This window comes from Geobacillus sp. YHL (genome assembly GCF_022341265.1).
Lineage (GTDB): Bacteria > Bacillota > Bacilli > Bacillales > Anoxybacillaceae > Geobacillus > Geobacillus thermoleovorans.
The window spans coordinates 27,273-51,273 of sequence record NZ_JAEIGB010000021.1 but is presented as its reverse complement, the minus strand read 5'-3'; the positions used below and the strand labels follow the sequence as shown (position 1 = coordinate 51,273).

24 protein-coding genes, 1 rRNA gene and 2 other annotated features are annotated in these 24,001 nt (G+C 52.3%); all 25 genes read left to right on the top strand.

Annotated features, from left to right (window positions below; all coding sequences use genetic code 11):
- Window positions 1–96: ribosomal RNA gene (rrf, locus tag JCR24_RS14755) — 5S ribosomal RNA — on the top strand; the annotation flags it as partial.
- 264 nt (window positions 97–360) lie between these two features.
- Window positions 361–822, top strand: a complete 462-nt coding sequence (gene ctsR / locus JCR24_RS14750; protein WP_011229590.1) for a transcriptional regulator CtsR — start codon at window positions 361–363, stop codon at window positions 820–822.
- Window positions 823–837: 15 nt separating this feature from the next.
- Entirely contained in the window at window positions 838–1,386 is a 549-nt protein-coding gene (mcsA, locus tag JCR24_RS14745; RefSeq protein WP_011229591.1) for a protein-arginine kinase activator protein McsA, read from the top strand.
- A 5-nt stretch (window positions 1,387–1,391) separates the two neighbouring features.
- Entirely contained in the window at window positions 1,392–2,483 is a 1,092-nt protein-coding gene (gene mcsB / locus JCR24_RS14740; protein ID WP_011229592.1) for a protein-arginine kinase McsB, read from the top strand.
- Window positions 2,480–4,912 (top strand): ATP-dependent protease ATP-binding subunit ClpC, encoded by a 2,433-nt coding sequence (clpC, locus tag JCR24_RS14735; protein WP_011229593.1) that lies wholly within the window; start codon window positions 2,480–2,482, stop codon window positions 4,910–4,912. Before mcsB ends, clpC begins: the two co-directional genes overlap by 4 nt.
- A 77-nt stretch (window positions 4,913–4,989) precedes the next feature.
- Window positions 4,990–6,363: a DNA repair protein RadA gene (gene radA / locus JCR24_RS14730; protein WP_238980858.1), complete on the top strand. Its 1,374-nt coding sequence runs from the start codon at window positions 4,990–4,992 to the stop codon at window positions 6,361–6,363.
- 309 nt (window positions 6,364–6,672) lie between these two features.
- Window positions 6,673–7,767 carry a PIN/TRAM domain-containing protein gene (locus JCR24_RS14725; protein ID WP_011229595.1) on the top strand — a complete coding sequence of 365 codons (1,095 nt, stop codon included), beginning with the start codon at window positions 6,673–6,675 and terminating at the stop codon, window positions 7,765–7,767.
- A 21-nt stretch (window positions 7,768–7,788) separates the two neighbouring features.
- Window positions 7,789–8,475 (top strand): 2-C-methyl-D-erythritol 4-phosphate cytidylyltransferase, encoded by a 687-nt coding sequence (ispD, locus tag JCR24_RS14720; RefSeq protein ID WP_011229596.1) that lies wholly within the window; start codon window positions 7,789–7,791, stop codon window positions 8,473–8,475.
- A 14-nt stretch (window positions 8,476–8,489) separates the two neighbouring features.
- Complete coding sequence (gene ispF / locus JCR24_RS14715; RefSeq protein WP_011229597.1) at window positions 8,490–8,966, top strand: 2-C-methyl-D-erythritol 2,4-cyclodiphosphate synthase; 477 nt, start codon at window positions 8,490–8,492, stop codon at window positions 8,964–8,966.
- A gap of 201 nt (window positions 8,967–9,167) precedes the next feature.
- Window positions 9,168–10,640 (top strand): glutamate--tRNA ligase, encoded by a 1,473-nt coding sequence (gene gltX, locus JCR24_RS14710; protein WP_011229598.1) that lies wholly within the window; start codon window positions 9,168–9,170, stop codon window positions 10,638–10,640.
- 72 nt (window positions 10,641–10,712) lie between these two features.
- Window positions 10,713–10,948: a binding site (T-box leader), on the top strand.
- 59 nt (window positions 10,949–11,007) lie between these two features.
- Window positions 11,008–11,682 carry a serine O-acetyltransferase gene (cysE, locus tag JCR24_RS14705; protein WP_012820475.1) on the top strand — a complete coding sequence of 225 codons (675 nt, stop codon included), beginning with the start codon at window positions 11,008–11,010 and terminating at the stop codon, window positions 11,680–11,682.
- The gene (gene cysS / locus JCR24_RS14700; protein WP_014194590.1) at window positions 11,660–13,060 is read left to right on the top strand and encodes a cysteine--tRNA ligase; all 1,401 of its coding nucleotides are present in this window, start codon (window positions 11,660–11,662) and stop codon (window positions 13,058–13,060) included. Before cysE ends, cysS begins: the two co-directional genes overlap by 23 nt.
- A 6-nt stretch (window positions 13,061–13,066) precedes the next feature.
- Window positions 13,067–13,492 carry a Mini-ribonuclease 3 gene (locus JCR24_RS14695; RefSeq protein WP_012820476.1) on the top strand — a complete coding sequence of 142 codons (426 nt, stop codon included), beginning with the start codon at window positions 13,067–13,069 and terminating at the stop codon, window positions 13,490–13,492.
- Window positions 13,492–14,229 (top strand): 23S rRNA (guanosine(2251)-2'-O)-methyltransferase RlmB, encoded by a 738-nt coding sequence (gene rlmB / locus JCR24_RS14690; RefSeq protein ID WP_011229602.1) that lies wholly within the window; start codon window positions 13,492–13,494, stop codon window positions 14,227–14,229. Before JCR24_RS14695 ends, rlmB begins: the two co-directional genes overlap by 1 nt.
- Window positions 14,230–14,232: 3 nt before the next feature.
- Window positions 14,233–14,745: an NYN domain-containing protein gene (locus tag JCR24_RS14685; RefSeq protein ID WP_012820478.1), complete on the top strand. Its 513-nt coding sequence runs from the start codon at window positions 14,233–14,235 to the stop codon at window positions 14,743–14,745.
- A 90-nt stretch (window positions 14,746–14,835) separates the two neighbouring features.
- Window positions 14,836–15,465 carry an RNA polymerase sporulation sigma factor SigH gene (sigH, locus tag JCR24_RS14680; RefSeq protein WP_020278980.1) on the top strand — a complete coding sequence of 210 codons (630 nt, stop codon included), beginning with the start codon at window positions 14,836–14,838 and terminating at the stop codon, window positions 15,463–15,465.
- Window positions 15,466–15,557: 92 nt separating this feature from the next.
- Complete coding sequence (gene rpmG / locus JCR24_RS14675; RefSeq protein WP_075261442.1) at window positions 15,558–15,707, top strand: 50S ribosomal protein L33; 150 nt, start codon at window positions 15,558–15,560, stop codon at window positions 15,705–15,707.
- A 40-nt stretch (window positions 15,708–15,747) separates the two neighbouring features.
- A complete protein-coding gene (gene secE, locus JCR24_RS14670) occupies window positions 15,748–15,930 on the top strand; it encodes a preprotein translocase subunit SecE (RefSeq protein ID WP_012820481.1) in 183 nt (60 codons plus the stop codon).
- 112 nt (window positions 15,931–16,042) lie between these two features.
- Window positions 16,043–16,576, top strand: coding sequence for a transcription termination/antitermination protein NusG (nusG, locus tag JCR24_RS14665; protein ID WP_012820482.1), 534 nt, complete (start codon window positions 16,043–16,045; stop codon window positions 16,574–16,576).
- A gap of 234 nt (window positions 16,577–16,810) precedes the next feature.
- Window positions 16,811–17,236 carry a 50S ribosomal protein L11 gene (gene rplK / locus JCR24_RS14660; protein WP_011229608.1) on the top strand — a complete coding sequence of 142 codons (426 nt, stop codon included), beginning with the start codon at window positions 16,811–16,813 and terminating at the stop codon, window positions 17,234–17,236.
- Between the two features lie 181 nt (window positions 17,237–17,417).
- Window positions 17,418–18,119: a 50S ribosomal protein L1 gene (gene rplA, locus JCR24_RS14655; RefSeq protein WP_012820483.1), complete on the top strand. Its 702-nt coding sequence runs from the start codon at window positions 17,418–17,420 to the stop codon at window positions 18,117–18,119.
- A gap of 47 nt (window positions 18,120–18,166) precedes the next feature.
- Window positions 18,167–18,330, top strand: a sequence feature (ribosomal protein L10 leader region).
- A gap of 47 nt (window positions 18,331–18,377) precedes the next feature.
- A complete protein-coding gene (gene rplJ / locus JCR24_RS14650; RefSeq protein ID WP_011229610.1) occupies window positions 18,378–18,878 on the top strand; it encodes a 50S ribosomal protein L10 in 501 nt (166 codons plus the stop codon).
- A 54-nt stretch (window positions 18,879–18,932) separates the two neighbouring features.
- Entirely contained in the window at window positions 18,933–19,301 is a 369-nt protein-coding gene (gene rplL / locus JCR24_RS14645) for a 50S ribosomal protein L7/L12 (protein WP_012820484.1), read from the top strand.
- Window positions 19,302–19,412: 111 nt separating this feature from the next.
- Window positions 19,413–20,015, top strand: a complete 603-nt coding sequence (locus JCR24_RS14640) for a class I SAM-dependent methyltransferase (RefSeq protein ID WP_013143980.1) — start codon at window positions 19,413–19,415, stop codon at window positions 20,013–20,015.
- Window positions 20,016–20,428: 413 nt separating this feature from the next.
- Window positions 20,429–24,001 (top strand): DNA-directed RNA polymerase subunit beta, encoded by a 3,573-nt coding sequence (rpoB, locus tag JCR24_RS14635; protein WP_011229613.1) that lies wholly within the window; start codon window positions 20,429–20,431, stop codon window positions 23,999–24,001.

Here is a 24,001-nt window from a genome sequence, read left to right as displayed (position 1 = left end):
GAAACACCCGTTCCCATCCCGAACACGGAAGTTAAGCCCTCCAGCGCCGATGGTAGTTGGGGCCAGCGCCCCTGCAAGAGTAGGTCGCTGCTAGGCAAAATGGAAAGCACGTCTTTTCTTTCCTTGGAAGAAAAGGCGTGCTTTTTCATTTATTCGGCTGCTTGACGTTTTATTGTCCAAAAAAACGGATATTCTATAGTTAGTTTTCCTTCTTTGGTCACTCTTGAAATTTTCCGTAATACATTGTATAGTAAGAGTAAGGTCAAATATAGTCAAAGTCAACAAATAGGCAGTGGGGTGTCCTGGTCAGCGGACGGCCCATCGCCAGGCAGCTTGGTTGTAAGGAAGGTGGTAGGTAGAGTGCCGAACATTTCCGACATCATTGAGCAATATTTAAAGCAAGTGCTCAATATGAGCGACCAAGATATCGTTGAAATTAAACGAAGCGAAATCGCTAATAAATTCCAATGTGTTCCGTCGCAGATCAACTATGTCATCAATACGAGGTTTACCCTTGAAAGAGGGTACATCGTCGAAAGCAAGCGCGGTGGCGGTGGGTATATCCGCATTATGAAAGTGAAGACAAAGAGTGAAGCACAGCTTATTGACCAGCTGCTCGAGCTTGTCGGCCACCGCATCAGCCAATCGAATGCCGAAGATGTGGTAAAACGTCTCGTTGAAGAAAAGGTAATTTCGGAGCGGGAAGCGAAAATTATGTTAAGCGCTATGGATCGTTCTGTTTTATATATCGATTTGCCCGAGCGGGACGAACTGCGGGCCCGCATGTTAAAAGCGATGCTGACGTCGCTGAAATACAAATAGGGGGAGGGGGAGGCATTGATTTGCCAAGAATGCAAGCAGCGGCCGGCCACGATGCACTTTACAAAAATTGTAAACGGAGAGAAAACGGAGTTCCATCTTTGCGAGCAATGTGCCAGAGAGCATGGCCATATGTTTACGTTCTACGGCAATGATGATTTTTCACTCAACAACTTGTTGGCGGGGCTTCTTAACTTTCAAGCGCCGATGAAAGAGATGACGGCGAACGCGTTTCCGAACCCGGATGTACTTCAATGTGAGACGTGCCAAATGACATACCATCAATTCACACAAATCGGGCGGTTCGGCTGCGCTAACTGCTACCGGACGTTTGCACGCTACTTGCCGCCGATTTTGAAACGGCTCCATAGCGGCAATACCGCTCATTCAGGAAAAATTCCGAAGCGAAAAGGCGGCGTTCTCCATTTGCGCAAGCAACTTGCTATGTTGAAACAAAAGCTTCAGGAGCTCGTTGCTCGTGAGGAATTCGAGCGGGCGGCCGAGGTGCGCGACCAAATCCGCTCGTTGGAGGATGAACTGCGTCGACGCGGAGAGGGGGATATGTAAGCGGTATGTCGTTCGAGAAGTTTTTCAATACGGCGGTCAGCGCGTGGATGAGCCAAGAGGGGCCGGATTCGGACATCGTCTTAAGCAGTCGCATCCGACTAGCGCGCAACATCGTTGACTTTCGTTTTCCAACGCTGTTTAGCAGTGAAGAAGCGATGCAAATCGTCGCGTTGTTTGAACGGACGTTCGCCCATCGTTCTTACGGAGGGGCAGGCCGCTTCGAGTTGTTGAAAATGTCGGAGCTTCAGCCGATTGAAAAACGGGTATTGGTAGAAAAACACTTAATTAGTCCGCATCTGGCTGAGGATTCGCCGTTTGGCGCTTGTCTGCTTTCGGAAAATGAAGAAATCAGCATCATGATCAACGAGGAGGATCATATCCGCATCCAATGCCTATTCCCGGGGTTGCAGCTTGCTGAGGCTCTCGAGGCGGCGAGCGAATTGGACGATTGGATTGAAGGGTATGTCAACTATGCCTTTGACGAGCGGCTTGGTTATTTAACGAGCTGCCCGACCAATGTCGGGACGGGATTGCGGGCTTCGGTGATGATGCATCTTCCGGCGCTTGTGCTGACGCAGCAAATTAACCGTATTATTCCTGCCATCAACCAGCTTGGGCTTGTTGTCCGTGGAACATACGGTGAAGGGAGTGAAGCGTTGGGAAATATATTCCAAATTTCCAACCAGATCACGCTTGGGAAATCGGAGGAAGACATTGTTGCTGATTTGCATACGATCGTTCAGCAGCTGATCGCCCAAGAAAGAGCGGCTCGTCAGGCATTAGTGAAAACTTTGGGCATACAATTAGAAGACAAGGTGTTCCGTTCATACGGCATACTGGCCAACTGCCGCGTCATCGAATCGAAAGAAGCGGCGCAATGTCTGTCCGATGTTCGCTTAGGGATTGATCTAGGATATATCAAGAACATCTCGCGCAACATTTTAAATGAGCTGATGATTTTGACGCAGCCGGGATTTTTGCAGCAATATGCCGGCGGGGCGCTTCGCCCTGAAGAACGGGACGTCCGCCGCGCGGCGCTGATCCGGGAGCGTTTAAAGATGGAGGAACGAAGAAAGATGGAGGGTGATGAACGATGATGTTTGGCAGATTTACGGAACGGGCGCAAAAAGTGCTGGCGCTGGCGCAGGAAGAAGCCATTCGCCTCGGCCATAACAATATCGGCACAGAACATATTTTGCTCGGCCTCATCCGCGAGGGCGAGGGGATCGCGGCTAAGGCGCTCATGGCGCTTGGGCTCGGCCCAGATAAAATTCAAAAAGAAGTCGAATCGCTCATCGGCCGTGGCAGTGAAGTGTCGCATACGATCCACTATACGCCGCGGGCGAAGAAAGTGATTGAGCTGTCGATGGATGAAGCGCGGAAGCTCGGCCATTCATACGTCGGCACAGAACATATTTTGCTTGGGTTGATCCGCGAAGGCGAAGGGGTGGCCGCCCGCGTGCTGAACAACTTGGGAGTAAGCTTGAACAAAGCGCGCCAGCAAGTGTTGCAGCTGCTTGGCAGCAATGAGTCGATGTCAGGCCATGGCGGCGGTGCTTCGCACGTGAGCACTCCGACGCTTGACAGCCTCGCCCGCGATTTGACAGCGATTGCCCGCGAAGGGCGGCTGGACCCGGTCATCGGCCGCAGTAAAGAAATTCAGCGCGTCATTGAAGTATTAAGCCGGCGGACGAAAAATAATCCGGTGTTGATCGGCGAGCCGGGCGTTGGGAAAACGGCCATTGCTGAAGGGTTAGCCCAACAAATCGTCAATAACGAAGTGCCGGAAACGCTGCGCGACAAGCGGGTCATGACGCTCGATATGGGGACGGTCGTCGCCGGAACGAAATACCGGGGGGAATTTGAAGACCGACTGAAAAAAGTGATGGATGAAATTCGTCAAGCGGGCAACATTATCTTGTTCATCGATGAGCTGCATACATTAATTGGCGCCGGTGGGGCGGAAGGAGCGATCGACGCGTCGAACATTTTGAAACCGGCGTTGGCGCGCGGGGAGCTTCAATGCATCGGCGCGACAACGCTCGATGAATACCGGAAATATATTGAAAAAGACGCCGCGCTTGAACGCCGCTTTCAGCCGATTTACGTTGATGAACCGACAGTGGAAGAATCGATCCAAATTTTAAAAGGGTTGCGCGATCGGTATGAAGCGCACCACCGCGTTTCGATTTCCGACGAGGCGATCGTGCAAGCCGTCAAGTTGTCCGACCGCTACATTACCGACCGTTTCTTGCCGGATAAGGCGATCGATTTGATCGACGAGGCTTGCTCGAAAGTGCGCCTTCGTTCGTTCACCGCACCGCCGAAATTGAAAGAACTTGAACAAAAGCTCGAGGAAGTGCGGAAAGAAAAAGACGCGGCCGTGCAAAGCCAAGAGTTTGAGAAAGCGGCGTCGCTGCGCGATATGGAACAGCGGCTGCGCGAAGAACTGGAGGAAACGAAACGTGCGTGGAAAGAAAAACAAGGCCAAGAAAATTTGGAAGTGACGGTCGAAGACATCGCCGCGGTCGTCTCGAGTTGGACCGGCATTCCGGTATCGAAGCTCGCTGAGACGGAAACGGAGCGGCTGCTCAAGCTGGAAGAAATTTTGCATTCGCGTGTCGTCGGCCAAGACGAGGCGGTCAAAGCGGTCGCCAAAGCGGTGCGCCGCGCCCGTGCTGGCCTGAAAGACCCGAAACGCCCGATCGGTTCGTTCATTTTCCTTGGTCCGACCGGGGTTGGGAAAACGGAGTTGGCTCGAGCCTTGGCAGAAGCGATGTTTGGCGATGAAGACGCCCTCATTCGCATCGATATGTCCGAGTATATGGAAAAACACTCGACATCGCGGCTCATCGGGTCGCCGCCGGGGTATGTCGGTTATGAAGAAGGCGGCCAGCTGACGGAAAAAGTGCGCCGCAAGCCGTATTCGGTTGTCCTGTTAGATGAGATGGAAAAAGCGCATCCGGACGTGTTCAATATTTTGCTGCAAGTGTTGGAAGATGGGCGGCTGACTGACTCGAAAGGGCGGACGGTCGACTTCCGCAACACGATCATCATCATGACGTCCAACGTCGGCGCCGATGCGCTGAAACGGAATAAGTACGTTGGCTTCAACATTCAAGACGGGAACCAGCAATACAAAGATATGAAAAGCAAAGTGATGGATGAGCTGAAAAAAGCATTCCGTCCAGAGTTTTTAAACCGGATCGACGAAATCATCGTCTTCCATTCGCTCGAAAAAGACCATCTGAAACAAATCGTCCGATTGATGGCCGATACGCTCGTGAAGCGGCTGAAAGAGCAAGACATTGATCTTGAGCTGACGGAGGCCGCCATTGAGAAAATCGCCGCCGAAGGGTTCGATCCAGAATACGGTGCCCGCCCGCTGCGCCGCGCCTTGCAAAAGCATGTTGAAGACCGTTTGTCCGAAGAATTGTTAAAAGGCACGATCGCCAAAGGGCAAAAAGTCGTCGTGGATGTCAAAGACGGGGAGTTTGTCGTATTGTCGAAACAAGCGGTCGTGTGAGGGAAGAAAAGGCATGCGGCAGCTTCCTGCCCATGCCTTTTTTTCGTTGGAAAACGTTACAGAAAGGGTTAAGATCGATGGCGAAGAAGAAAACGAAGTTCGTTTGCCAAGAGTGTGGATATGAGTCGGCCAAATGGCTTGGACGCTGTCCGGGATGCCAAACATGGAATTCGTTTGTTGAGGAAATTGAGCAGGAGAAACCGACTGTGCGCGGCGCATTTCTTCGTTCGGAGCGGGCGGGTTCGGCCAAACCGGTCCCGATTACAGCCGTGGAGGCGGTGCAAGAGCCGCGCATGAAAACGAACAGCGCGGAGCTCGATCACGTGCTGGGCGGTGGAATCGTCAAAGGTTCGCTCGTTTTGATCGGCGGCGACCCTGGCATTGGCAAATCAACGTTGCTTTTGCAAACATCGGCGCAGCTGGCCGCCGCTGGGCATCAAGTGCTGTATGTCTCCGGTGAGGAATCGGTCAAACAAGTAAAGCTGCGCGCTGGACGCCTTCGTGCGGAGTGCGATCAGCTGTACGTGTTGGCGGAAGCAGATTTGGAATACATTGTGGCAGCGGTTGAAACGGTTCAACCTGCTTGTGTCATCATTGATTCGATTCAGACGGTGTATCGCACCGATATTTCCTCTGCACCGGGCAGCGTCGCCCAAGTGCGCGAATGCACGGCCGAGCTGATGAAGCTGGCGAAAACAAAAGGCATTGCCATTTTTATCGTCGGTCATGTGACGAAGGAAGGGGCGATCGCCGGGCCGCGCCTGCTCGAACATATGGTGGACACCGTTCTCTATTTTGAAGGGGAGCGACACCATACGTATCGCATTTTGCGAGCGGTGAAAAACCGTTTTGGCTCAACGAACGAAATTGGCATTTTTGAGATGCGCGACATTGGGCTGAAGGAAGTGGAAAACCCATCAGAAGTGTTTTTAGAAGAACGGTCGCGCGGAGCGGCTGGCTCGACGGTCGTGGCGGCGATGGAAGGGACGCGGCCGGTGCTCGTGGAAATCCAGGCGCTCGTCTCGCCGACGAGCTTCGGCAACCCGAGACGGATGGCGACCGGCCTTGACCATAACCGTGTGTCGCTTTTGATGGCCGTGCTCGAAAAGCGGGTTGGGCTGCTGTTGCAAAACCAAGATGCTTATTTGAAAGTGGCGGGCGGCGTGAAGCTTGATGAGCCGGCAATTGACTTGGCGGTCGCTGTCAGCATCGCCTCGAGCTTTCGCGATCGGCCGACGAATCCGGCGGATGTCATTATCGGCGAAGTCGGCTTAACTGGAGAGGTGCGCCGCGTCTCGCGCATCGAACAGCGCGTGCAGGAGGCGGTAAAATTAGGCTTTTCCCGCATCATTGTGCCAAAAAACAATTTAGCCGGCTGGCAGCCGCCAAAAGGTGTGCAAGTGATCGGTGTTTCGCATGTGGCCGAGGCGCTTGAGCATACAATGTGTTAATCGCTCTTTCGCCTGCGCGGCCCGCTTCTTCGTGTCCAAGGGGATATGAGCGATCAAAAATTCATCGCCTCTTCATTCTTAAGTGCTCAAGCAGAGGCATAAACAGCCTAAAAGGATTGAACCTTTTCGCTCTGATGTACGTAAAAATATAGTAGGGAGATCCGAAACAACTACGGCGTTTGGCCGGCGTTTTCTGCTATTGTTACAAGCAGATGTCGAATGTTCAAAAACGATTAAAAATTGCCTTCCAATTGGTTTCAAACATTGGAAACTGTTTATAATGTTAAATAGGGAGGTGAAGATGGGCTGATGGTCAAACGCATTGTGCAATTATTTTTCCTCGCCGTGGGCGGAACGTTAGGCGCCATGTTTTTTCCTGACTTGCTTAAGGTGATGAATGTGAGCGGCATGCCGCTTCTCAATAATTCTTATACGCTGGCGGTGCTGGGGGCAGTCGTTTTCTTTTTGTTGACGTTTTGGCTTGTCGATTATGTGGTCGACATGATTCGCTGGGTGGAGGAAACGCTCGTGAAGGCGCCGGCCGCCGACGTGCTGTTTGGCAGTCTCGGGCTGATTTTCGGTCTTATTATCGCGTTTTTCGTTGTCATGCCGTTGCAGTCGTTTCACATTCAAGTGTTGAATACGGTGTTGCCGATTTTTTTGACGGTGTTGCTTGGCTACTTAGGGTTTCGCGTCGGTTTAAAGAAACGGAATGAGTTGATGAACTTATTTTCCTTGTCCAATCGCATGGCAAAGAAAAAAGGTGGAGAAGCGGAAAACGAACCGTCAAAGGGCGGTGCTGTGAAAATTTTGGATACGAGCGTCATCATCGACGGGCGGATCGCAGACATTTGCCAAACCGGGTTTTTGGAAGGGCCGCTTGTCATTCCGCGGTTTGTGCTCGAAGAATTGCAGCATATCGCCGATTCGTCCGATGTGCTGAAGCGGAACCGCGGCCGCCGCGGCTTGGATATTTTGAACCGCATTCAAAAAGAAATGGCGATGAAAGTGGAAATCCATGAAGCGGATTTCAGCGACGTCCAGGAAGTCGACAGCAAACTCGTCAAGCTGGCGAAGCAGCTTCAAGGCGTTGTCGTGACGAACGATTTCAATTTAAACAAAGTATGTGAGCTGCAAAACGTGCGTGTTTTGAATATCAACGATTTAGCGAATGCCGTCAAACCGGTCGTGTTGCCAGGCGAGGAGCTGAACGTACACGTCATTAAAGATGGGAAGGAGCATAACCAAGGCGTGGCCTATTTGGACGACGGGACGATGATCGTCGTTGAAGATGGCAAAGAATATATCGGCAAACGGGTTGACGTTTTAGTCACCAGCGTGTTACAAACATCTGCAGGGAGAATGATTTTTGCCAAATTGAAACTGCTGCAAAAAGCGTTGTAAAACGAATAGGGGAAACGGCCAATGAATTACGAAGCGATTGTCTTGGCGGCCGGGCGAGGAAAGCGGATGAACGCCGGCATGAACAAGCAATTCCTTGAGCTTGGCGGTGAGCCGCTCATCGTTCGGACGCTGAACGTGTTTGAGCGCGATGAGCGGTGCACCCGCATCGTGCTCGTCGTCAACCCAGCCGAGCGAAGCCGATTTGAGCAGCTGCTCGCCCGCTTTCGCATTCAAAAAGTCGCCGCGCTTACCGACGGCGGCGAGGAGCGGCAGCATAGCGTCTATAACGGATTGCAGGCGCTCGCGGGGGAGGAGATTGTTCTCATCCATGACGGCGCCCGCCCGTTTGTCCGCGTCCATCATTTGCACGAGCTAGTGAACGCCGCTGTTCAGTACGGGGCGGCGATCCCGGCAGTGCGGGTGAAAGATACGATCAAAAAAGCGAACGGTTTGTTTGTCGAACAGACGATTGATCGTTCCAGCTTGTGGGCGGTGCAGACGCCACAAGCTTTTCGTCTGTCTTTGATCATGGAAGCGCACGAAGCGGCGAAACAGGCTGGCTATCTCGGCACGGATGACGCCAGCCTTGTGGAGCGAATCGGCAAGCCGGTGAAGATCATTGAGGGGGATTATCGCAATATTAAGCTGACGACGCCGGAGGACCTTTTGTTTGCTGAAGCGATTTTGGCAAGCCGGATGGCCGAATAGATGGGGGTGGAGAGATGTTTCGCATTGGACAAGGGTTTGACGTCCATCAGCTTGTTGAAGGGCGTCCGCTGATCATTGGCGGCGTTACTATTCCGTATGAAAAGGGGCTGCTCGGCCACTCAGATGCCGACGTGCTGCTTCATGCGGTGGCGGACGCATGCCTTGGGGCAATCGGCGCCGGCGATATCGGCCGGCATTTTCCAGACACAGATCCGCGCTTTAAAGATGCCGACTCGGCTGAGCTGTTGGCGCACGTATGGGCGCTCGCTCGGCAGGAAGGGTATAGGCTCGTGAACGCCGACTGCACGATCATCGCACAAAAGCCGAAGCTGGCGCCATATATTGAAGAAATGAGGGCGGTGATCGCTCGGTTGCTGGAAGCCGAGCGCTCGCAAGTCAATGTGAAGGCAACGACGACGGAGAAGCTTGGATTCACTGGGCGGGGGGAAGGCATTGCCGCCCAGGCGGTCGTCTTGCTGCAAAAAAGCTAATGGAGCGGCCTTTGGCAGCATCATTTGGGAAGGCCTCGTTCTTTAATACATAAGCGCTTTGTTCGCCGTCCTGGCTAGGAGGTGTAAAGGGGGGCGTCGGCGGCGTGGTGCGGCTTAGGTGAGAGCTGTCTGTTTTGAACTTTGCCGCGATAAACGGTACAATAATAGCACAAGCTTTGATGGAAGTGGAGGGTTTGGATGATGGCAAAAGAGGTGCGCGTGCGCTATGCGCCGAGCCCAACCGGCCATTTGCATATCGGCGGGGCGCGGACAGCGCTGTTTAACTATTTGTTTGCCCGCCATCACGGTGGAAAAATGATCGTCCGCATCGAGGATACGGATATTGAACGGAACGTCGAAGGCGGCGAAAAGTCGCAGCTCGAAAACTTAAAATGGCTCGGCATTGATTATGATGAATCGATTGATCAAGATGGCGGCTACGGGCCGTACCGGCAAACGGAGCGGCTCGATATTTACCGAAAATATGTGAATGAATTGCTTGAGCAAGGGCATGCGTACAAATGTTTTTGCACGCCGGAAGAGCTCGAGCGCGAGCGGGAGGCGCAGCGGGCGGCCGGCATCGCCGCTCCGCAGTACAGCGGCAAATGCCGCCATTTGACGCCGGAGCAGGTCGCGGAGCTCGAGGCGCAAGGGAAGCCGTATACGATCCGCCTGAAGGTGCCGGAAGGGAAAACGTACGAGTTTTACGATTTAGTGCGCGGCAAAGTGGTGTTTGAATCGAAAGATGTCGGCGGCGATTGGGTGATTGTCAAGGCGAATGGCATTCCGACATACAATTTCGCTGTTGTCATCGACGACCATTTAATGGAAATCAGCCATGTGTTTCGCGGTGAGGAACATTTGTCCAATACGCCGAAGCAGCTCATGGTATATGAGTACTTCGGCTGGGAGCCGCCGCAGTTCGCGCACTTGACGTTGATCGTCAACGAGCAGCGGAAAAAGCTGTCTAAGCGCGATGAATCCATCATTCAGTTCGTCTCGCAATACAAAGAACTTGGCTATTTGCCGGAAGCGATGTTCAACTTTTTCGCTTTGCTTGGCTGGTCGCCGGAAGGAGAGGAAGAAATTTTTACGAAAGACGAACTGATCCGCATGTTCGATGTCTCCCGGCTGTCAAAATCGCCGTCCATGTTTGATACGAAAAAGCTGACATGGATGAACAACCAATATATCAAAAAGCTTGATCTTGACCGGCTTGTCGAGCTGGCCTTGCCGCATTTAGTGAAAGCCGGGCGCCTGCCGGCGGATATGACGGACGAACAGCGGCAATGGGCGCGCGATTTAATTGCTTTGTATCAAGAGCAAATGAGCTACGGGGCGGAGATCGTCCCGCTGTCTGAGCTGTTCTTTAAAGAAGAAATCGACTACGAGGACGAGGCGCGTCAAGTGCTTGCTGAAGAGCAAGTGCCGGCTGTGCTTTCCACCTTCCTTGAGAGCGTGCGTGAGCTTGAGCCGTTTACGGCAGACGAGATTAAAGCGGCCATTAAAGCGGTGCAAAAGGCGACCGGGCAAAAAGGGAAAAAGTTGTTTATGCCGATCCGCGCGGCGGTGACGGGACAAACGCACGGACCGGAGCTGCCGTTTGCCATTCAGTTGCTCGGCAAAGAAAAAGTGATCGAGCGGCTGGAGCGGGCGTTGCAAGAAAAATTTTAATCGGCCTCTATGCACGTTTGCATGATGGATGTGGTATAATAATATAAAGTTTCGATGGAACAAGCGCATAAAGAAAAAGCGTTGACGAGGAGAAGTAGGAAGCATCGGCATCCCAGAGAGAGCCGCCTTGGCTGGAAGCGGCTTATGTTCGGTGCTGTCTGAAGTGCGCCTCGGAGTCTCCTTTCGAACCGGAACAGAGACGTTCTGCAGTAGAGGGGAGCGGAGCATCTCCGTTATCGGAATCGAGTGAGCGAAACGGCGCCCCGTTTCGCTAAACAGAGTGGAACCGCGCCAAAAGCGTCTCTGTGTCTTCGGCACAGGGACGCTTTTTTATTCAAGACAACTCAGAGGGTGGAGGGAGGACATTATGTTTAAAACGTTAAAAGAGGATATTGAGGTCATTTTTGAGCAAGACCCGGCGGCGAGAAGCTATTTGGAAGTCATTTTAACGTATTCCGGCCTGCATGCCATCTGGGCGCATCGGATCGCCCATGCGCTTTACAAGCGGAAATTTTACTTTCTTGCCCGCTTGATTTCGCAAATCAGCCGCTTTTTCACTGGCATTGAAATCCATCCGGGCGCGAAAATCGGCCGCCGCTTTTTCATCGACCACGGCATGGGCGTGGTGATCGGCGAAACGTGCGAAATCGGCGACAATGTCACCGTCTATCAAGGGGTCACATTAGGCGGGACAGGGAAAGAAAAAGGGAAGCGGCACCCGACGATCAAAGACAACTGTTTGATCGCTGCCGGCGCGAAAGTGCTCGGTTCGATTACGATCGGGGAAAACTCGAAAATCGGCGCTGGGTCGGTCGTGTTAAAAGACGTACCGCCCAATTCGACCGTCGTTGGCATTCCGGGCCGCGTCGTTGTGCGCGACGGGGTGAAAGTGAAGAAAGATTTAAACCATACCGACCTTCCTGACCCGATCGCCGACCGGTTTCGGGAGCTTGAAGAGGAAATCGCCCGGCTGAAAAGCGAGCTTGAGGCATTGAAACAACAAGAAAGGAAGAACGAGTATGAGCAGCATCCGGCTTTATAATACACTGACGCGAAAAAAAGAACCGTTTGAGCCGCTGGAGCCGAATAAAGTGAAAATGTATGTGTGCGGCCCGACCGTCTATAATTATATTCACATCGGCAATGCTCGGGCCGCCATCGTTTTTGACACGATCCGCCGCTATTTGGAGTTCCGCGGCTATGATGTGACGTATGTATCGAACTTTACCGACGTCGATGACAAGTTGATCAAAGCGGCCCGCGAGCTCGGCGAGAGCGTGCCGGCGATCGCTGAGCGGTTTATTGAGGCGTATTTTGAAGACATTCAGGCGCTTGGCTGCAAAAAAGCGGACATCCATCCGCGGGTGACCGAAAACATTGATACGATTATCGAATTCATTCAGGCGCTCATTGACAAAGGATATGCCTACGAAGTCGACGGCGACGTGTATTACCGGACGCGCAAGTTCCGCGAATACGGCAAGCTGTCTCATCAATCGATCGATGAGCTGCAAGCTGGGGCGCGCATCGAAATTGGGGAGAAAAAAGACGATCCACTTGATTTCGCCCTTTGGAAAGCAGCGAAGGAAGGAGAAATTTGTTGGGACAGTCCATGGGGGAAAGGGCGGCCTGGTTGGCATATCGAATGCTCGGCGATGGCGCGCAAATATTTGGGCGATACGATCGATATCCACGCCGGCGGCCAGGACTTGACATTCCCGCACCATGAAAACGAAATCGCCCAGTCGGAGGCGCTGACCGGCAAACCGTTCGCGAAATATTGGTTGCACAATGGGTACTTAAATATTAACAACGAAAAAATGTCGAAGTCGCTTGGCAATTTCGTGCTCGTTCACGATATTATCCGGGAGATCGACCCGCAAGTGCTGCGTTTTTTCATGCTGTCGGTGCATTACCGCCATCCGATCAACTACAGCGAGGAACTGCTTGAGAGTGCGCGGCGCGGACTCGAGCGCCTGAAGACGGCGTATGGCAATTTGCAGCATCGCCTGCAGGCAAGCACGAACTTAACGGACAATGACGAGGAATGGGTTTCGCGCATTGCCGACATCCGCGCCTCGTTCATCCGTGAAATGGACGACGATTTCAACACGGCGAACGGCATTGCCGTATTGTTTGAACTGGCGAAGCAGGCCAACTTGTACTTGCAGGAAAAAACGACATCCGAGAAGGTCATTCACGCGTTTTTGCGCGAGTTCGAACAGCTGGCGGACGTACTTGGACTCACCTTGAAGCAGGATGAGCTGCTTGATGAGGAAATCGAGGCGTTGATCCAAAAGCGCAATGAAGCGCGGAAAAACCGCGATTTTGCGCTGGCCGACCGCATTCGCGACGAGTTGAGAGCGAAAAACATTATTTTGGAAGACACGCCGCAAGGAACGAGATGGAAACGGGGATAGCACGCGATGATGGCGGAGTTTGAAACGGTCAACGATGTGAAGCAGTTAAATGGACTGGCGCTTGCCTATATTGGCGACGCCGTGTACGAGGTGTATGTGCGACGCCATTTGCTTGCTGGCGGCAGCGTGCGGCCGCATGAGCTGCATCGGCGGGCGGTCCGCTATGTGTCGGCGCGGGCGCAAGCGCGAGTGATTTTGGCGTTGCTTGACGAGGGCGTCCTGACCGAGGAGGAAAAGGACATCGTCCGCCGCGGCCGCAATGCCAAATCAGGCACAATCCCGAAAAATACGGATGTGCAAACATACCGGCATAGCACGGCCTTTGAGGCGCTCATCGGTTATCATTTTTTGGTTAATAATGAAAAGCGGGTTGATGAGCTGATCGGCCGTTCGTTTGCCATTATTGAAAGGGAAGAAAGGGCGTTGGAATGATGGACTACATTATCGGCAAAAATCCGGTCATTGAAGCGCTCAAAGCCGGGCGCGACATCAATAAAATTTGGATCGCGGAAGGGGCGCAGCGCCATACCGTCGAACCTGTGCTTGAATGGGCAAAGCGGCGGGGCGTGCTCGTCCAATATGTCCCGAAGCGCAAGCTTGATCAGATGGCTGAAGGAGCTCATCAAGGGGTGATCGCTCAGGCGGCGGCTTACCGCTACTATGAAATTGATGACTTGTTCGCTCGCGCCGCCGAGCGGGGCGAGGCGCCGTTTTTTCTCATCTTGGATGAGCTTGAGGATCCGCATAATTTAGGGGCCATCATGCGCACCGCTGATGCGGTCGGGGCGCACGGCCTCATTATTCCGAAGCGGCGTTCGGTCGGGCTGACCCAAACGGTGGCGAAGGCGTCGACCGGGGCGATTGAGCACGTTCCGGTCGCGCGTGTGACAAACTTGGCGCGGACGATTGACGAGCTGAAAGAGCGCGGAGTGTGGGTAGCCGGAACGGATGCATCGGCTCAAGACGACTACCGCTCGCTCGATGGCACGATGCCGTTGGCGCTCGTCATCGGGAGCGAAGGAAAAGGGATCAGCCGCCTAGTGCTTGAAAAGTGCGATTTCTTGTTCCGGTTGCCGATGCGCGGCCATGTCACCTCACTCAATGCCTCTGTCGCCGCCAGCCTGCTCATGTACGAGGTGTACCGGAAGCGGTATCCGTTGGGAGAATAGCGAATGAACATTTTGATTGTCGACGGCTATAACATCATCGGTGCTTGGCCGGAGCTGCGCCGGCTGAAAGAAGAGGGCGATCTGGCAGCGGCAAGGGATTTATTGATTGAAAAAATGGCTGACTACAAAGGATTCACCGGGGACCATGTCGTGATCGTATTCGATGCCCACCTCGTGCAAGGAAACGAGAAAAAGTATAAACATTACGACGTCGATGTCATTTTTACAAAGGAACATGAGACGGCCGATGAGCGAATTGAACGGTTGGCGAAAACATTGATGAATGCGCGCACAAAAGTGTATGTCGCTACCTCCGACTACACCGAACAATGGACGGTGTTCGGCCAAGGCGCCCTGCGCAAGTCGGCGCGCGAGCTATTGGATGAAGTCGAGACGGTTGAGCGGGACATTTCCCAAAAAGTAAAAGCGATGCGGCAACGCACTCCGATCTCCAAAGTTCCGCTAAATGATAGAATTGCTGAAATTTTTGAAAAATGGCGAAGAGGAGAAAAATGAGCGGTTGACGCTGTAAAAATTTGTCCTGTATAATACATGTTAGCGATTGATGCGGTCGGGGGGATCAGCGTGGGGGAATGCTTGAAAGCAATGAAAGGGAAAGGTTATCATCAGCTGGACGATGAGCAGCTTGTTGCGCTCGTTCACGAAGGGGATGGGGAAGCACTTGATTTTTTAATCCATAAATATCAAAACTTTGTGCGCGCCAAAGCTCGCTCCTATTTTTTAGTCGGAGCTGATCGGGAAGATATCGTGCAGGAAGGAATGATCGGTCTGTATAAGGCCGTCCGTGATTTTAAGGGGGACAAGCTTTCCTCATTTAAAGCGTTTGCAGAACTTTGCATCACAAGGCAAATGATTACCGCGATTAAAACGGCGACCCGCCAAAAGCATATTCCGCTCAACTCTTACGTTTCCTTGGATAAGCCGATTTATGACGATGAATCTGACCGGACGCTGATGGATGTGTTGTCCGGCACGCAGGTGACGGACCCGGAACAATTGATTGTCAACCGCGAGGAAGTCGATGATATTGAACTAAAGATGGCGGAACTGCTCAGCGACCTCGAGCGGAAAGTGCTCGCTTTGTATTTGGATGGACGCTCATACCAGGAAATTTCCGAAGAGCTGAACCGCCATGTCAAGTCGATCGACAACGCGTTGCAACGCGTCAAGCGGAAGCTCGAGAAATATTTGGAATACCGCGAGATCAGTTTATAGCATCGCAACGCCGCATCAAAAGATGTCATTGACAGCGAAACAGCCAATATGATAAATTTTTATGGACATCTCGCAGGAACGGTGGAATGCTGATGCGCCAAAAAGTGACGCTGGCTTGCGTGCAGTGCGGAAGCCGAAACTATACGGCAGCAAAACAGATACGTCGCCTTGGTGAGCGCCTTATGGCCAACAAGTTTTGCTCAACATGCAACAAACATACAATCCATCGTGAAACGAAATAGACGGTGGAGATAGTTTTGAACGATGATGGAGGTACGAGTGATGCAGCGAGTAATCAACTTTTTAAAAGAAGTCGTACGCGAGCTGAAAAAAGTGAGTTGGCCAAACCGGAAGGAGTTAGTGAACTACACGGCGGTCGTGTTGGCCACGGTGGCGTTTTTCACCGTCTTTTTTGCCGTTGTGGACCTCGGCATTTCTGAGTTGATTCGCCTCGTGTTTGAATAAGCGGACGAAGGATATGTTATAATGAAAGATAATCGTGCGCGTATGGAACCCGGCAACGGGTTTTTGTTTTGCGCAAAAAACAAAACGAAAACCGCCTTGGGGAGGCTTGTTGATGGAGAAAAACTGGTATGTTGTCCATACATATTCGGGATATGAAAACAAAGTGAAAGCCAATTTGGAAAAACGCGTCGAATCGATGGGAATGCAAGATAAAATTTTTCGCGTCGTCGTTCCGGAAGAGACGGAGACGGACGTCAAAAACGGAAAACGGAAAACGACGAAAAAGAAAGTGTTCCCTGGCTATGTGCTCGTTGAGATGGTCATGACGGATGACTCATGGTATGTCGTGCGCAACACGCCGGGCGTCACTGGATTTGTCGGCTCAAGCGGAGCTGGTTCGAAACCGACGCCGCTTATGGAGGAAGAAGTAAAAATGATCTTGAAGCGGATGGGCATGCCGCTTGCCGAGGTTGACGTAGACTATGAGGTAAATGAAACGGTGCGGATCAAAGAAGGTCCGTTTGCGAACTTTACAGGGAAAATTGAAGCGATTGACCCGGATAAACATAAAGTGAAGCTGCTTGTCGATATGTTTGGGCGTGAAACACGGGTGGAGCTTGAGTTTTCGCAAATAGAAAAAATCTAATGGATAAAGAACTTGCAATTGATAGGGAAAAGTGATACTATTTTAAAGTCAGTATGTCTCTTAAACGGAGACATATGGCGGTGAACTTATACACTTGTATAAGGGAGCCGTTTTGTTTTTACGCTGATCCTCTCAACTGAACGGGAGATAGGAAAACGGCTCAGTAGACCGGAGCCGGATGAGTGGGAGGGGCAATCCCTAATACCACATCACGGACTTAAGGAGGTGTGTCTCGTGGCGAAAAAAGTAATCAAGGTCGTCAAACTGCAAATTCCTGCAGGGAAAGCGAATCCGGCGCCGCCAGTAGGTCCTGCGTTGGGTCAAGCCGGTGTCAATATTATGGCGTTTTGCAAAGAGTTTAATGCCCGCACGGCGGACCAAGCAGGGTTGATCATTCCGGTTGAAATTACGGTTTTTGAAGACCGTTCATTTACATTCATCACGAAAACGCCGCCAGCCGCTGTATTGCTGAAAAAAGCGGCGGGCATTGAATCGGGCTCCGGCGAACCGAACCGCAACAAAGTGGCGACAATTAAACGCGACAAAGTACGTGAGATCGCTGAGCTGAAAATGCCGGATTTGAATGCGGCGAGCATTGAGGCGGCCATGCGCATGATCGAAGGCACGGCCCGCAGCATGGGCATTGTGATTGAAGACTAAAGCCGGTGCGTCGTTTGTAGGGGAGGTTGCGTCATTGGGCAACCTCTCTCTCCATGAACAAAAACAGCAAGACGGGCCCGATGAATGGGCATCCGTCCGCTTCTTCGTTTTCGAAAGAAGCGAAGAACGTTCAATGTGGGAGGTTTTTCCGCTAAAACCACAATCGAGGAGGATTTTTCACATGCCGAAAAGAGGAAAGAAATACTTAGAAGCATTGAAGCTCGTCGACCGCTCCAAAGCATACCCGATTGCTGAAGCAATCGAGCTCGTGAAAAAAACGAACATCGCGAAATTCGATGCCACGGTGGAAGTGGCGTTCCGTTTGGGCGTCGACCCGAAAAAAGCGGACCAACAAATTCGCGGCGCCGTCGTCCTGCCGCACGGCACAGGGAAAGTGGCGCGCGTGTTGGTGTTCGCGAAAGGGGAAAAAGCGAAAGAAGCAGAAGCGGCTGGCGCTGACTATGTCGGCGATACAGAATATATCAACAAAATCCAGCAAGGTTGGTTTGACTTTGATGTCGTTGTTGCTACGCCGGACATGATGGGTGAAGTCGGGAAACTCGGCCGCATTTTAGGGCCGAAAGGGTTGATGCCAAACCCGAAAACCGGAACAGTCACGTTTGACGTAGCAAAAGCGGTGCAGGAAATCAAGGCTGGTAAAGTGGAATACCGCGTCGACAAAGCGGGCAACATCCACGTTCCGATCGGCAAAGTGTCGTTTGACAACGAGAAATTGGCTGAAAACTTCGCGGCCGTCTATGAAGCAATTTTGAAAGCCAAACCGGCGGCGGCAAAAGGGACGTACGTGAAAAACGTCACGATTACATCGACAATGGGCCCTGGCATCAAGGTTGACCCGTCCACGGTTGCTGTTGCACAATAACCGTTGACTTTTGTTTGTCCGTCTGTTAAAATGCCATTTGGCTGAACAAATGAATATCATTTGTACCGTAGACAGTAGGTGCCTGTTTGAGGCTTAATTTCCTACCGAGGTATGTGGACGATAGAACAGCGCGCCCTGCGTCGGGGACGAGCGGCGGTGCGTTGAACGACACCTCCATGTCTACGCGGCATGGAGGTTTTTTATTGAGCAGACGGTATAAGTGGTATTCTCTCATTTTCCTTACAGGAGGTGCAGGACGTGTCGAGCGCGATTGAACTGAAAAAACAAGTGGTCGCGGAAATCGCAGACAAATTCCGGGCCAGCAAGGCAACCGTCATCGTTGATTACCGCGGCTTGAACGTGGCGGAAATGACCGAGTTGCGCAAACAGCTGCGCGAGGCAGGCGTCGAGTTTAAAGTGTACAAAAACACCTTGACCCGCCGGGCGCTCGCGGAAGTCGGCTTGGAAGGACTGGATGAAGTGTTCACTGGTCCAAATGCCATCGCCTTCAGCAATGAAGATGTCGTGGCGCCGGCAAAAATTTTAAGCGAGTTTGCGAAAACGCATGAAGCATTGGAAATCAAAGGCGGCGTCATCGAAGGGAACATCGCCAGCAAAGAAGAAATCGATGCGTTGGCGAAACTCCCGTCCCGCGAAGGGTTGCTTTCGATGTTGCTTAGCGTTCTTCAAGCCCCGATCCGCAACTTTGCGCTTGCGATTAAAGCGGTGGCTGACAAGCAAGAGGAACAAGGCGCGTAATGGCGCATCGATATGTGCTTAACAATCATTCAGAAAACAAAGGAGGAAGTTGTGATGACGAAAGAACAAATCATCGAAGCTGTGAAAAACATGACGGTATTGGAATTAAATGAATTAGTCAAAGCAATTGAAGAGGAATTCGGCGTAACAGCTGCGGCTCCGGTTGTTGTCGCGGGCGGCGCAGCAGCTGGCGCTGAAGCAGCGGCAGAAAAAACGGAATTCGACGTCATTCTTGCCGACGCTGGCGCGCAAAAAATCAAAGTCATCAAAGTCGTTCGCGAAATCACTGGCCTCGGCCTGAAAGAAGCGAAAGACTTGGTCGACAACACCCCGAAGCCGATCAAAGAAGGCATTGCGAAAGAAGAAGCAGAAGAAATCAAAGCAAAACTCGAAGAAGCTGGCGCGAAAGTCGAAATCAAGTAATGGCTGCGCCATTGAAAAAAGAGGCTTGCCCGAAGCAAGGGACGGCCTCTTTTTTGTTACACTATATAACGGAAGGCAGTGCAGCCTGTCGACAAGGAGGAGGGGATGATGATGAGCGAGCATTATTACTCAGTCAATCCGAAGTCGGAGCGAAACCCGCAAACGTGGACGTACGTGTTGCGGGGGCATGAATTCCGCTTTACGACCGACAGCGGAGTGTTTTCAAAGCGCGAAGTCGACTTTGGCACACGCCTGTTAATTGAAACGTTCGAGGAGCCGGGAGTGGCTGGGGATTTGTTGGATGTCGGCTGCGGATATGGGCCGATCGGGCTTGCCTTGGCCAAATCGTTTCCAAACCGGCGCGTTCACATGATTGATGTCAACGAGCGGGCGCTCGAACTGGCGCAGGAAAACAAGCAGGCAAACGGGATTGACAATGCGGTGATTTACAAAAGCGATCTTTTTTCGGAAGTCGGAGAACAGCGATTTGCAGCGGTCGTCACCAATCCGCCGATCCGGGCTGGCAAACGGGTCGTTTACGCGATTTTTGAACAAAGCCGCGATCATCTGCTTGATCATGGCGAGCTATGGGTCGTCATTCAAAAAAAGCAAGGCGCCCCATCGGCCTTGCAAAAGCTGAACGAATGCTTTCCCGCTGTAGAAGTCGTCGCGAAGAAAAAAGGATATTATATCATAAAGGCGAAAAAATGTTGACACCGTTTTTTTATTGTGGTAGCATTATAAAATGCTAAATATGCACATTTCCCGTGCAGAGGGGATGACGTATAATTTTGGACGTAATGGAAACAATGATAAAATCAATAAACAACGAACCATATGGTTTTCTATTGGAATAGAAACCATTTTCTTTTTTTCTCCATTCAACTCAACGCCTGGTTTCCTCGCGCCGGGAGCGTGTTAAATCCCCTAAATGAAACGGCGGTGCACGCAACGAAGCCGTTTCCGCCCGGATGGCGGGGGCCGGCCGCATGCATGCCTAGTGCTTTGCCCCGGAATGACGGAGCGGCCAGTCCGCCTTGAAGGCATTGATTGCTGAGCAGAGCGGATGATGGAGCTGTTCCGGTTCCGGTTTTCACTAATGTCTACATTTGAGGGGTGAATCACTCTTGACAGGCCGACTAGTTCAATACGGGCGACACCGCCAACGCAGAAGCTATGCACGCATCAGCGAAGTGCTGGAATTGCCGAACTTGATCGAAATTCAAACGTCCTCCTACCAATGGTTTCTCGATGAAGGGCTGCGGGAAATGTTTAGGGAAATTTCCCCGATTGAAGACTTTTCCGGCAATCTCTCGCTTGAATTTATCGACTATAGTTTAGGAGAACCGAAATATACGGTCGAAGAGGCGAAAGAACGCGACGTTACATATGCGGCGCCGCTTCGCGTCAAAGTTCGCTTGATTAATAAAGAAACGGGCGAAGTGAAAGAACAAGACGTGTTTATGGGCGATTTTCCGCTCATGACGGAAACCGGAACGTTTATTATCAATGGGGCGGAACGCGTCATTGTTTCCCAGCTCGTCCGTTCGCCAAGCGTCTATTACAGCGACAAAGTTGATAAAAACGGCAAACGCGGCTACTCGGCGACAGTGATTCCGAACCGCGGCGCATGGCTTGAATATGAAACCGATGCGAAAGACGTCGTTTACGTTCGCATCGACCGCACCCGTAAACTGCCCGTTACGGTGCTTCTCCGTGCGCTTGGGTTCAGCTCCGACCAAGAAATCATCGATCTGCTCGGCGACAACGAATACTTGCGCAATACGCTTGAAAAAGATAATACCGACAGCACGGAAAAAGCGTTGATTGAAATTTACGAGCGTCTTCGTCCGGGAGAGCCGCCGACGCTTGAGAATGCGAAAAATTTGCTGGCGTCGCGCTTTTTTGATCCGAAGCGCTATGACTTGGCGAGCGTAGGCCGTTATAAAATCAATAAAAAACTTCATATTAAAAACCGCCTGTTCAATCAGCGGCTCGCGGAAACGATCATTGATCCCGAAACCAAGGAAGTCATCGCCGAAGCTGGAGCGATGATCGACCGCCGAACGCTGAATCGCCTGCTCCCGTATTTGGAAAAAGGGGTCGGCTTACAGACATACCGCCCGGCCGAAGGGGTGGTGGACGGGGACATTTCGGTGCAAACGATCAAAATTTATGCCCCGAATGACCCGGATGGCGAAAAAGTGATCAACGTCATCGGCAACGGCTTCATCGCCGAGGATGTCAAACATATTACACCGGCTGACATCATTGCGTCGATCAGCTATTTCTTCAACTTGCTCCACGGCGTCGGCGATACGGATGACATCGACCATTTAGGCAACCGCCGCCTCCGTTCGGTCGGCGAACTATTGCAAAACCAATTCCGCATCGGCCTGTCGCGCATGGAGCGCGTCGTGCGCGAGCGCATGTCGATCCAAGATACGAACACGATTACGCCGCAGCAGCTGATCAACATCCGCCCAGTGATCGCGGCGATCAAAGAGTTTTTCGGCAGCTCGCAGCTGTCACAGTTCATGGATCAAACGAACCCATTGGCCGAACTGACGCACAAGCGGCGTCTGTCCGCGCTTGGCCCTGGCGGATTGACACGTGAGCGCGCTGGGTTTGAGGTGCGCGACGTTCACTATTCGCACTACGGGCGGATGTGTCCGATTGAAACGCCGGAAGGTCCGAACATCGGACTCATCAACTCGCTGTCCACTTACGCGAAAGTGAACAAGTTCGGCTTTATTGAAACGCCATACCGGCGCGTCGATCCGGAAACAGGGCGGGTGACGGACCAAATCGATTATTTGACAGCCGATGAAGAGGACAATTACGTTGTAGCGCAGGCGAACGTACCGCTTGCGGAGGACGGCACGTTCCTTGAAGAAAACGTTGTCGCCCGTTTCCGCGGCGAGAACATCGTCGTCAAGCGCGATCGCGTCGACTACATGGACGTTTCGCCGAAGCAAGTCGTCTCGGCAGCGACGGCGTGCATCCCATTTTTGGAAAACGACGACTCGAACCGCGCGCTGATGGGAGCGAACATGCAGCGGCAAGCCGTGCCGCTGTTGGAACCGGAAGCGCCGATCGTTGGCACGGGGATGGAGTATGTTTCGGCGAAAGACTCGGGCGCAGCGGTCATTTGCAAGCACCGCGGCATCGTCGAGCGCGTCGAAGCAAAGGAAATTTGGGTGCGTCGGCTGATTGAAGTGGACGGCAAAGAAGTCAAGGGTGATCTAGATAAATATCGGTTGCTGAAATTCGTTCGTTCGAACCAAGGCACGTGCTACAACCAGCGGCCGATCGTGAAAAAAGGCGATATCGTTGAGAAGGGCGAAATTTTGGCCGATGGCCCGTCGATGGATAAGGGCGAATTGGCGCTTGGCCGCAATGTGCTTGTCGCTTTTATGACATGGGACGGTTACAACTACGAAGACGCGATCATCATGAGCGAACGGCTCGTCAAAGAAGACGTGTATACATCCATTCATATTGAAGAGTATGAAGCCGAATCGCGCGATACGAAACTCGGTCCGGAAGAAATTACGCGCGACATTCCAAACGTCGGCGAGGATGCGCTGAAAAACTTGGATGAACGCGGCATCGTCCGCATCGGCGCAGAAGTCAAAGACGGCGACTTGCTCGTCGGCAAAGTGACGCCAAAAGGAATGACCGAGCTGACGGCGGAAGAGCGGCTTTTGCACGCGATCTTCGGCGAAAAAGCGCGCGAGGTGCGTGATACGTCGTTGCGCGTCCCGCACGGCGGCGGCGGTATCGTCCTTGACGTGAAAGTGTTCAACCGCGAAGACGGCGACGAGCTTCCGCCGGGTGTCAATCAACTGGTGCGCGTCTATATTGTGCAAAAACGGAAAATTTCCGAGGGCGACAAAATGGCAGGCCGCCACGGAAACAAAGGGGTTATTTCCCGCATTTTGCCGGAGGAAGATATGCCCTTCTTGCCGGATGGCACGCCGATTGACATCATGTTAAACCCGCTCGGCGTTCCGTCGCGGATGAACATCGGGCAAGTATTTGAGCTGCACCTTGGCATGGCGGCGAAAAAACTCGGCCTGCACATCGCCTCCCCGGTCTTTGACGGGGCGACGGAGGAAGACGTTTGGAACATCCTCGAAGAGGCAGGTCTAGCGCGCGATGCAAAAACGGTGCTGTATGACGGACGGACGGGTGAACCGTTTGATAACCGCGTGTCGGTTGGGATCATGTACATGATCAAGCTCGCCCACATGGTCGACGACAAGCTTCATGCCCGTTCCACCGGCCCGTACTCACTCGTCACTCAACAGCCGCTCGGCGGCAAGGCGCAGTTCGGCGGCCAGCGCTTTGGTGAGATGGAAGTATGGGCGCTTGAGGCGTATGGGGCGGCATACACGTTGCAAGAAATTTTGACCGTCAAGTCCGACGATGTCGTCGGCCGTGTCAAAACGTACGAGGCGATCGTCAAAGGGGAAAACATTCCGGAGCCGGGTGTGCCGGAGTCGTTTAAAGTGTTGATCAAAGAGCTGCAAAGCTTGGGCATGGACGTCACGATTTTGACGAGCGATGAACAAGAAGTGAACATGGAAAACTTTGATGATGATGATGACCATGCACCGGATGCCATCATGGTGGACGTCAAACCGGCCGAACGGGAAGAAGCCGGCGAAGAGAAAGATGCGGTGACGAAAGAATAA

Coding starts and splice junctions, on each gene's coding strand:
- mcsB (WP_011229592.1), top strand. CDS start 1,392: ATGTCGTTCGAGAAGTTTTTCAATACGGCGGTCAGCGCGTGGATGAGC.
- clpC (WP_011229593.1), top strand. CDS start 2,480: ATGATGTTTGGCAGATTTACGGAACGGGCGCAAAAAGTGCTGGCGCTG.
- radA (WP_238980858.1), top strand. CDS start 4,990: ATGGCGAAGAAGAAAACGAAGTTCGTTTGCCAAGAGTGTGGATATGAG.
- JCR24_RS14725 (WP_011229595.1), top strand. CDS start 6,673: ATGGTCAAACGCATTGTGCAATTATTTTTCCTCGCCGTGGGCGGAACG.
- ispD (WP_011229596.1), top strand. CDS start 7,789: ATGAATTACGAAGCGATTGTCTTGGCGGCCGGGCGAGGAAAGCGGATG.
- ispF (WP_011229597.1), top strand. CDS start 8,490: ATGTTTCGCATTGGACAAGGGTTTGACGTCCATCAGCTTGTTGAAGGG.
- gltX (WP_011229598.1), top strand. CDS start 9,168: ATGGCAAAAGAGGTGCGCGTGCGCTATGCGCCGAGCCCAACCGGCCAT.
- cysE (WP_012820475.1), top strand. CDS start 11,008: ATGTTTAAAACGTTAAAAGAGGATATTGAGGTCATTTTTGAGCAAGAC.
- cysS (WP_014194590.1), top strand. CDS start 11,660: ATGAGCAGCATCCGGCTTTATAATACACTGACGCGAAAAAAAGAACCG.
- JCR24_RS14695 (WP_012820476.1), top strand. CDS start 13,067: ATGATGGCGGAGTTTGAAACGGTCAACGATGTGAAGCAGTTAAATGGA.
- rlmB (WP_011229602.1), top strand. CDS start 13,492: ATGGACTACATTATCGGCAAAAATCCGGTCATTGAAGCGCTCAAAGCC.
- JCR24_RS14685 (WP_012820478.1), top strand. CDS start 14,233: ATGAACATTTTGATTGTCGACGGCTATAACATCATCGGTGCTTGGCCG.
- sigH (WP_020278980.1), top strand. CDS start 14,836: ATGAAAGGGAAAGGTTATCATCAGCTGGACGATGAGCAGCTTGTTGCG.
- rpmG (WP_075261442.1), top strand. CDS start 15,558: ATGCGCCAAAAAGTGACGCTGGCTTGCGTGCAGTGCGGAAGCCGAAAC.
- secE (WP_012820481.1), top strand. CDS start 15,748: ATGCAGCGAGTAATCAACTTTTTAAAAGAAGTCGTACGCGAGCTGAAA.
- nusG (WP_012820482.1), top strand. CDS start 16,043: ATGGAGAAAAACTGGTATGTTGTCCATACATATTCGGGATATGAAAAC.
- rplA (WP_012820483.1), top strand. CDS start 17,418: ATGCCGAAAAGAGGAAAGAAATACTTAGAAGCATTGAAGCTCGTCGAC.
- rplL (WP_012820484.1), top strand. CDS start 18,933: ATGACGAAAGAACAAATCATCGAAGCTGTGAAAAACATGACGGTATTG.
- JCR24_RS14640 (WP_013143980.1), top strand. CDS start 19,413: ATGAGCGAGCATTATTACTCAGTCAATCCGAAGTCGGAGCGAAACCCG.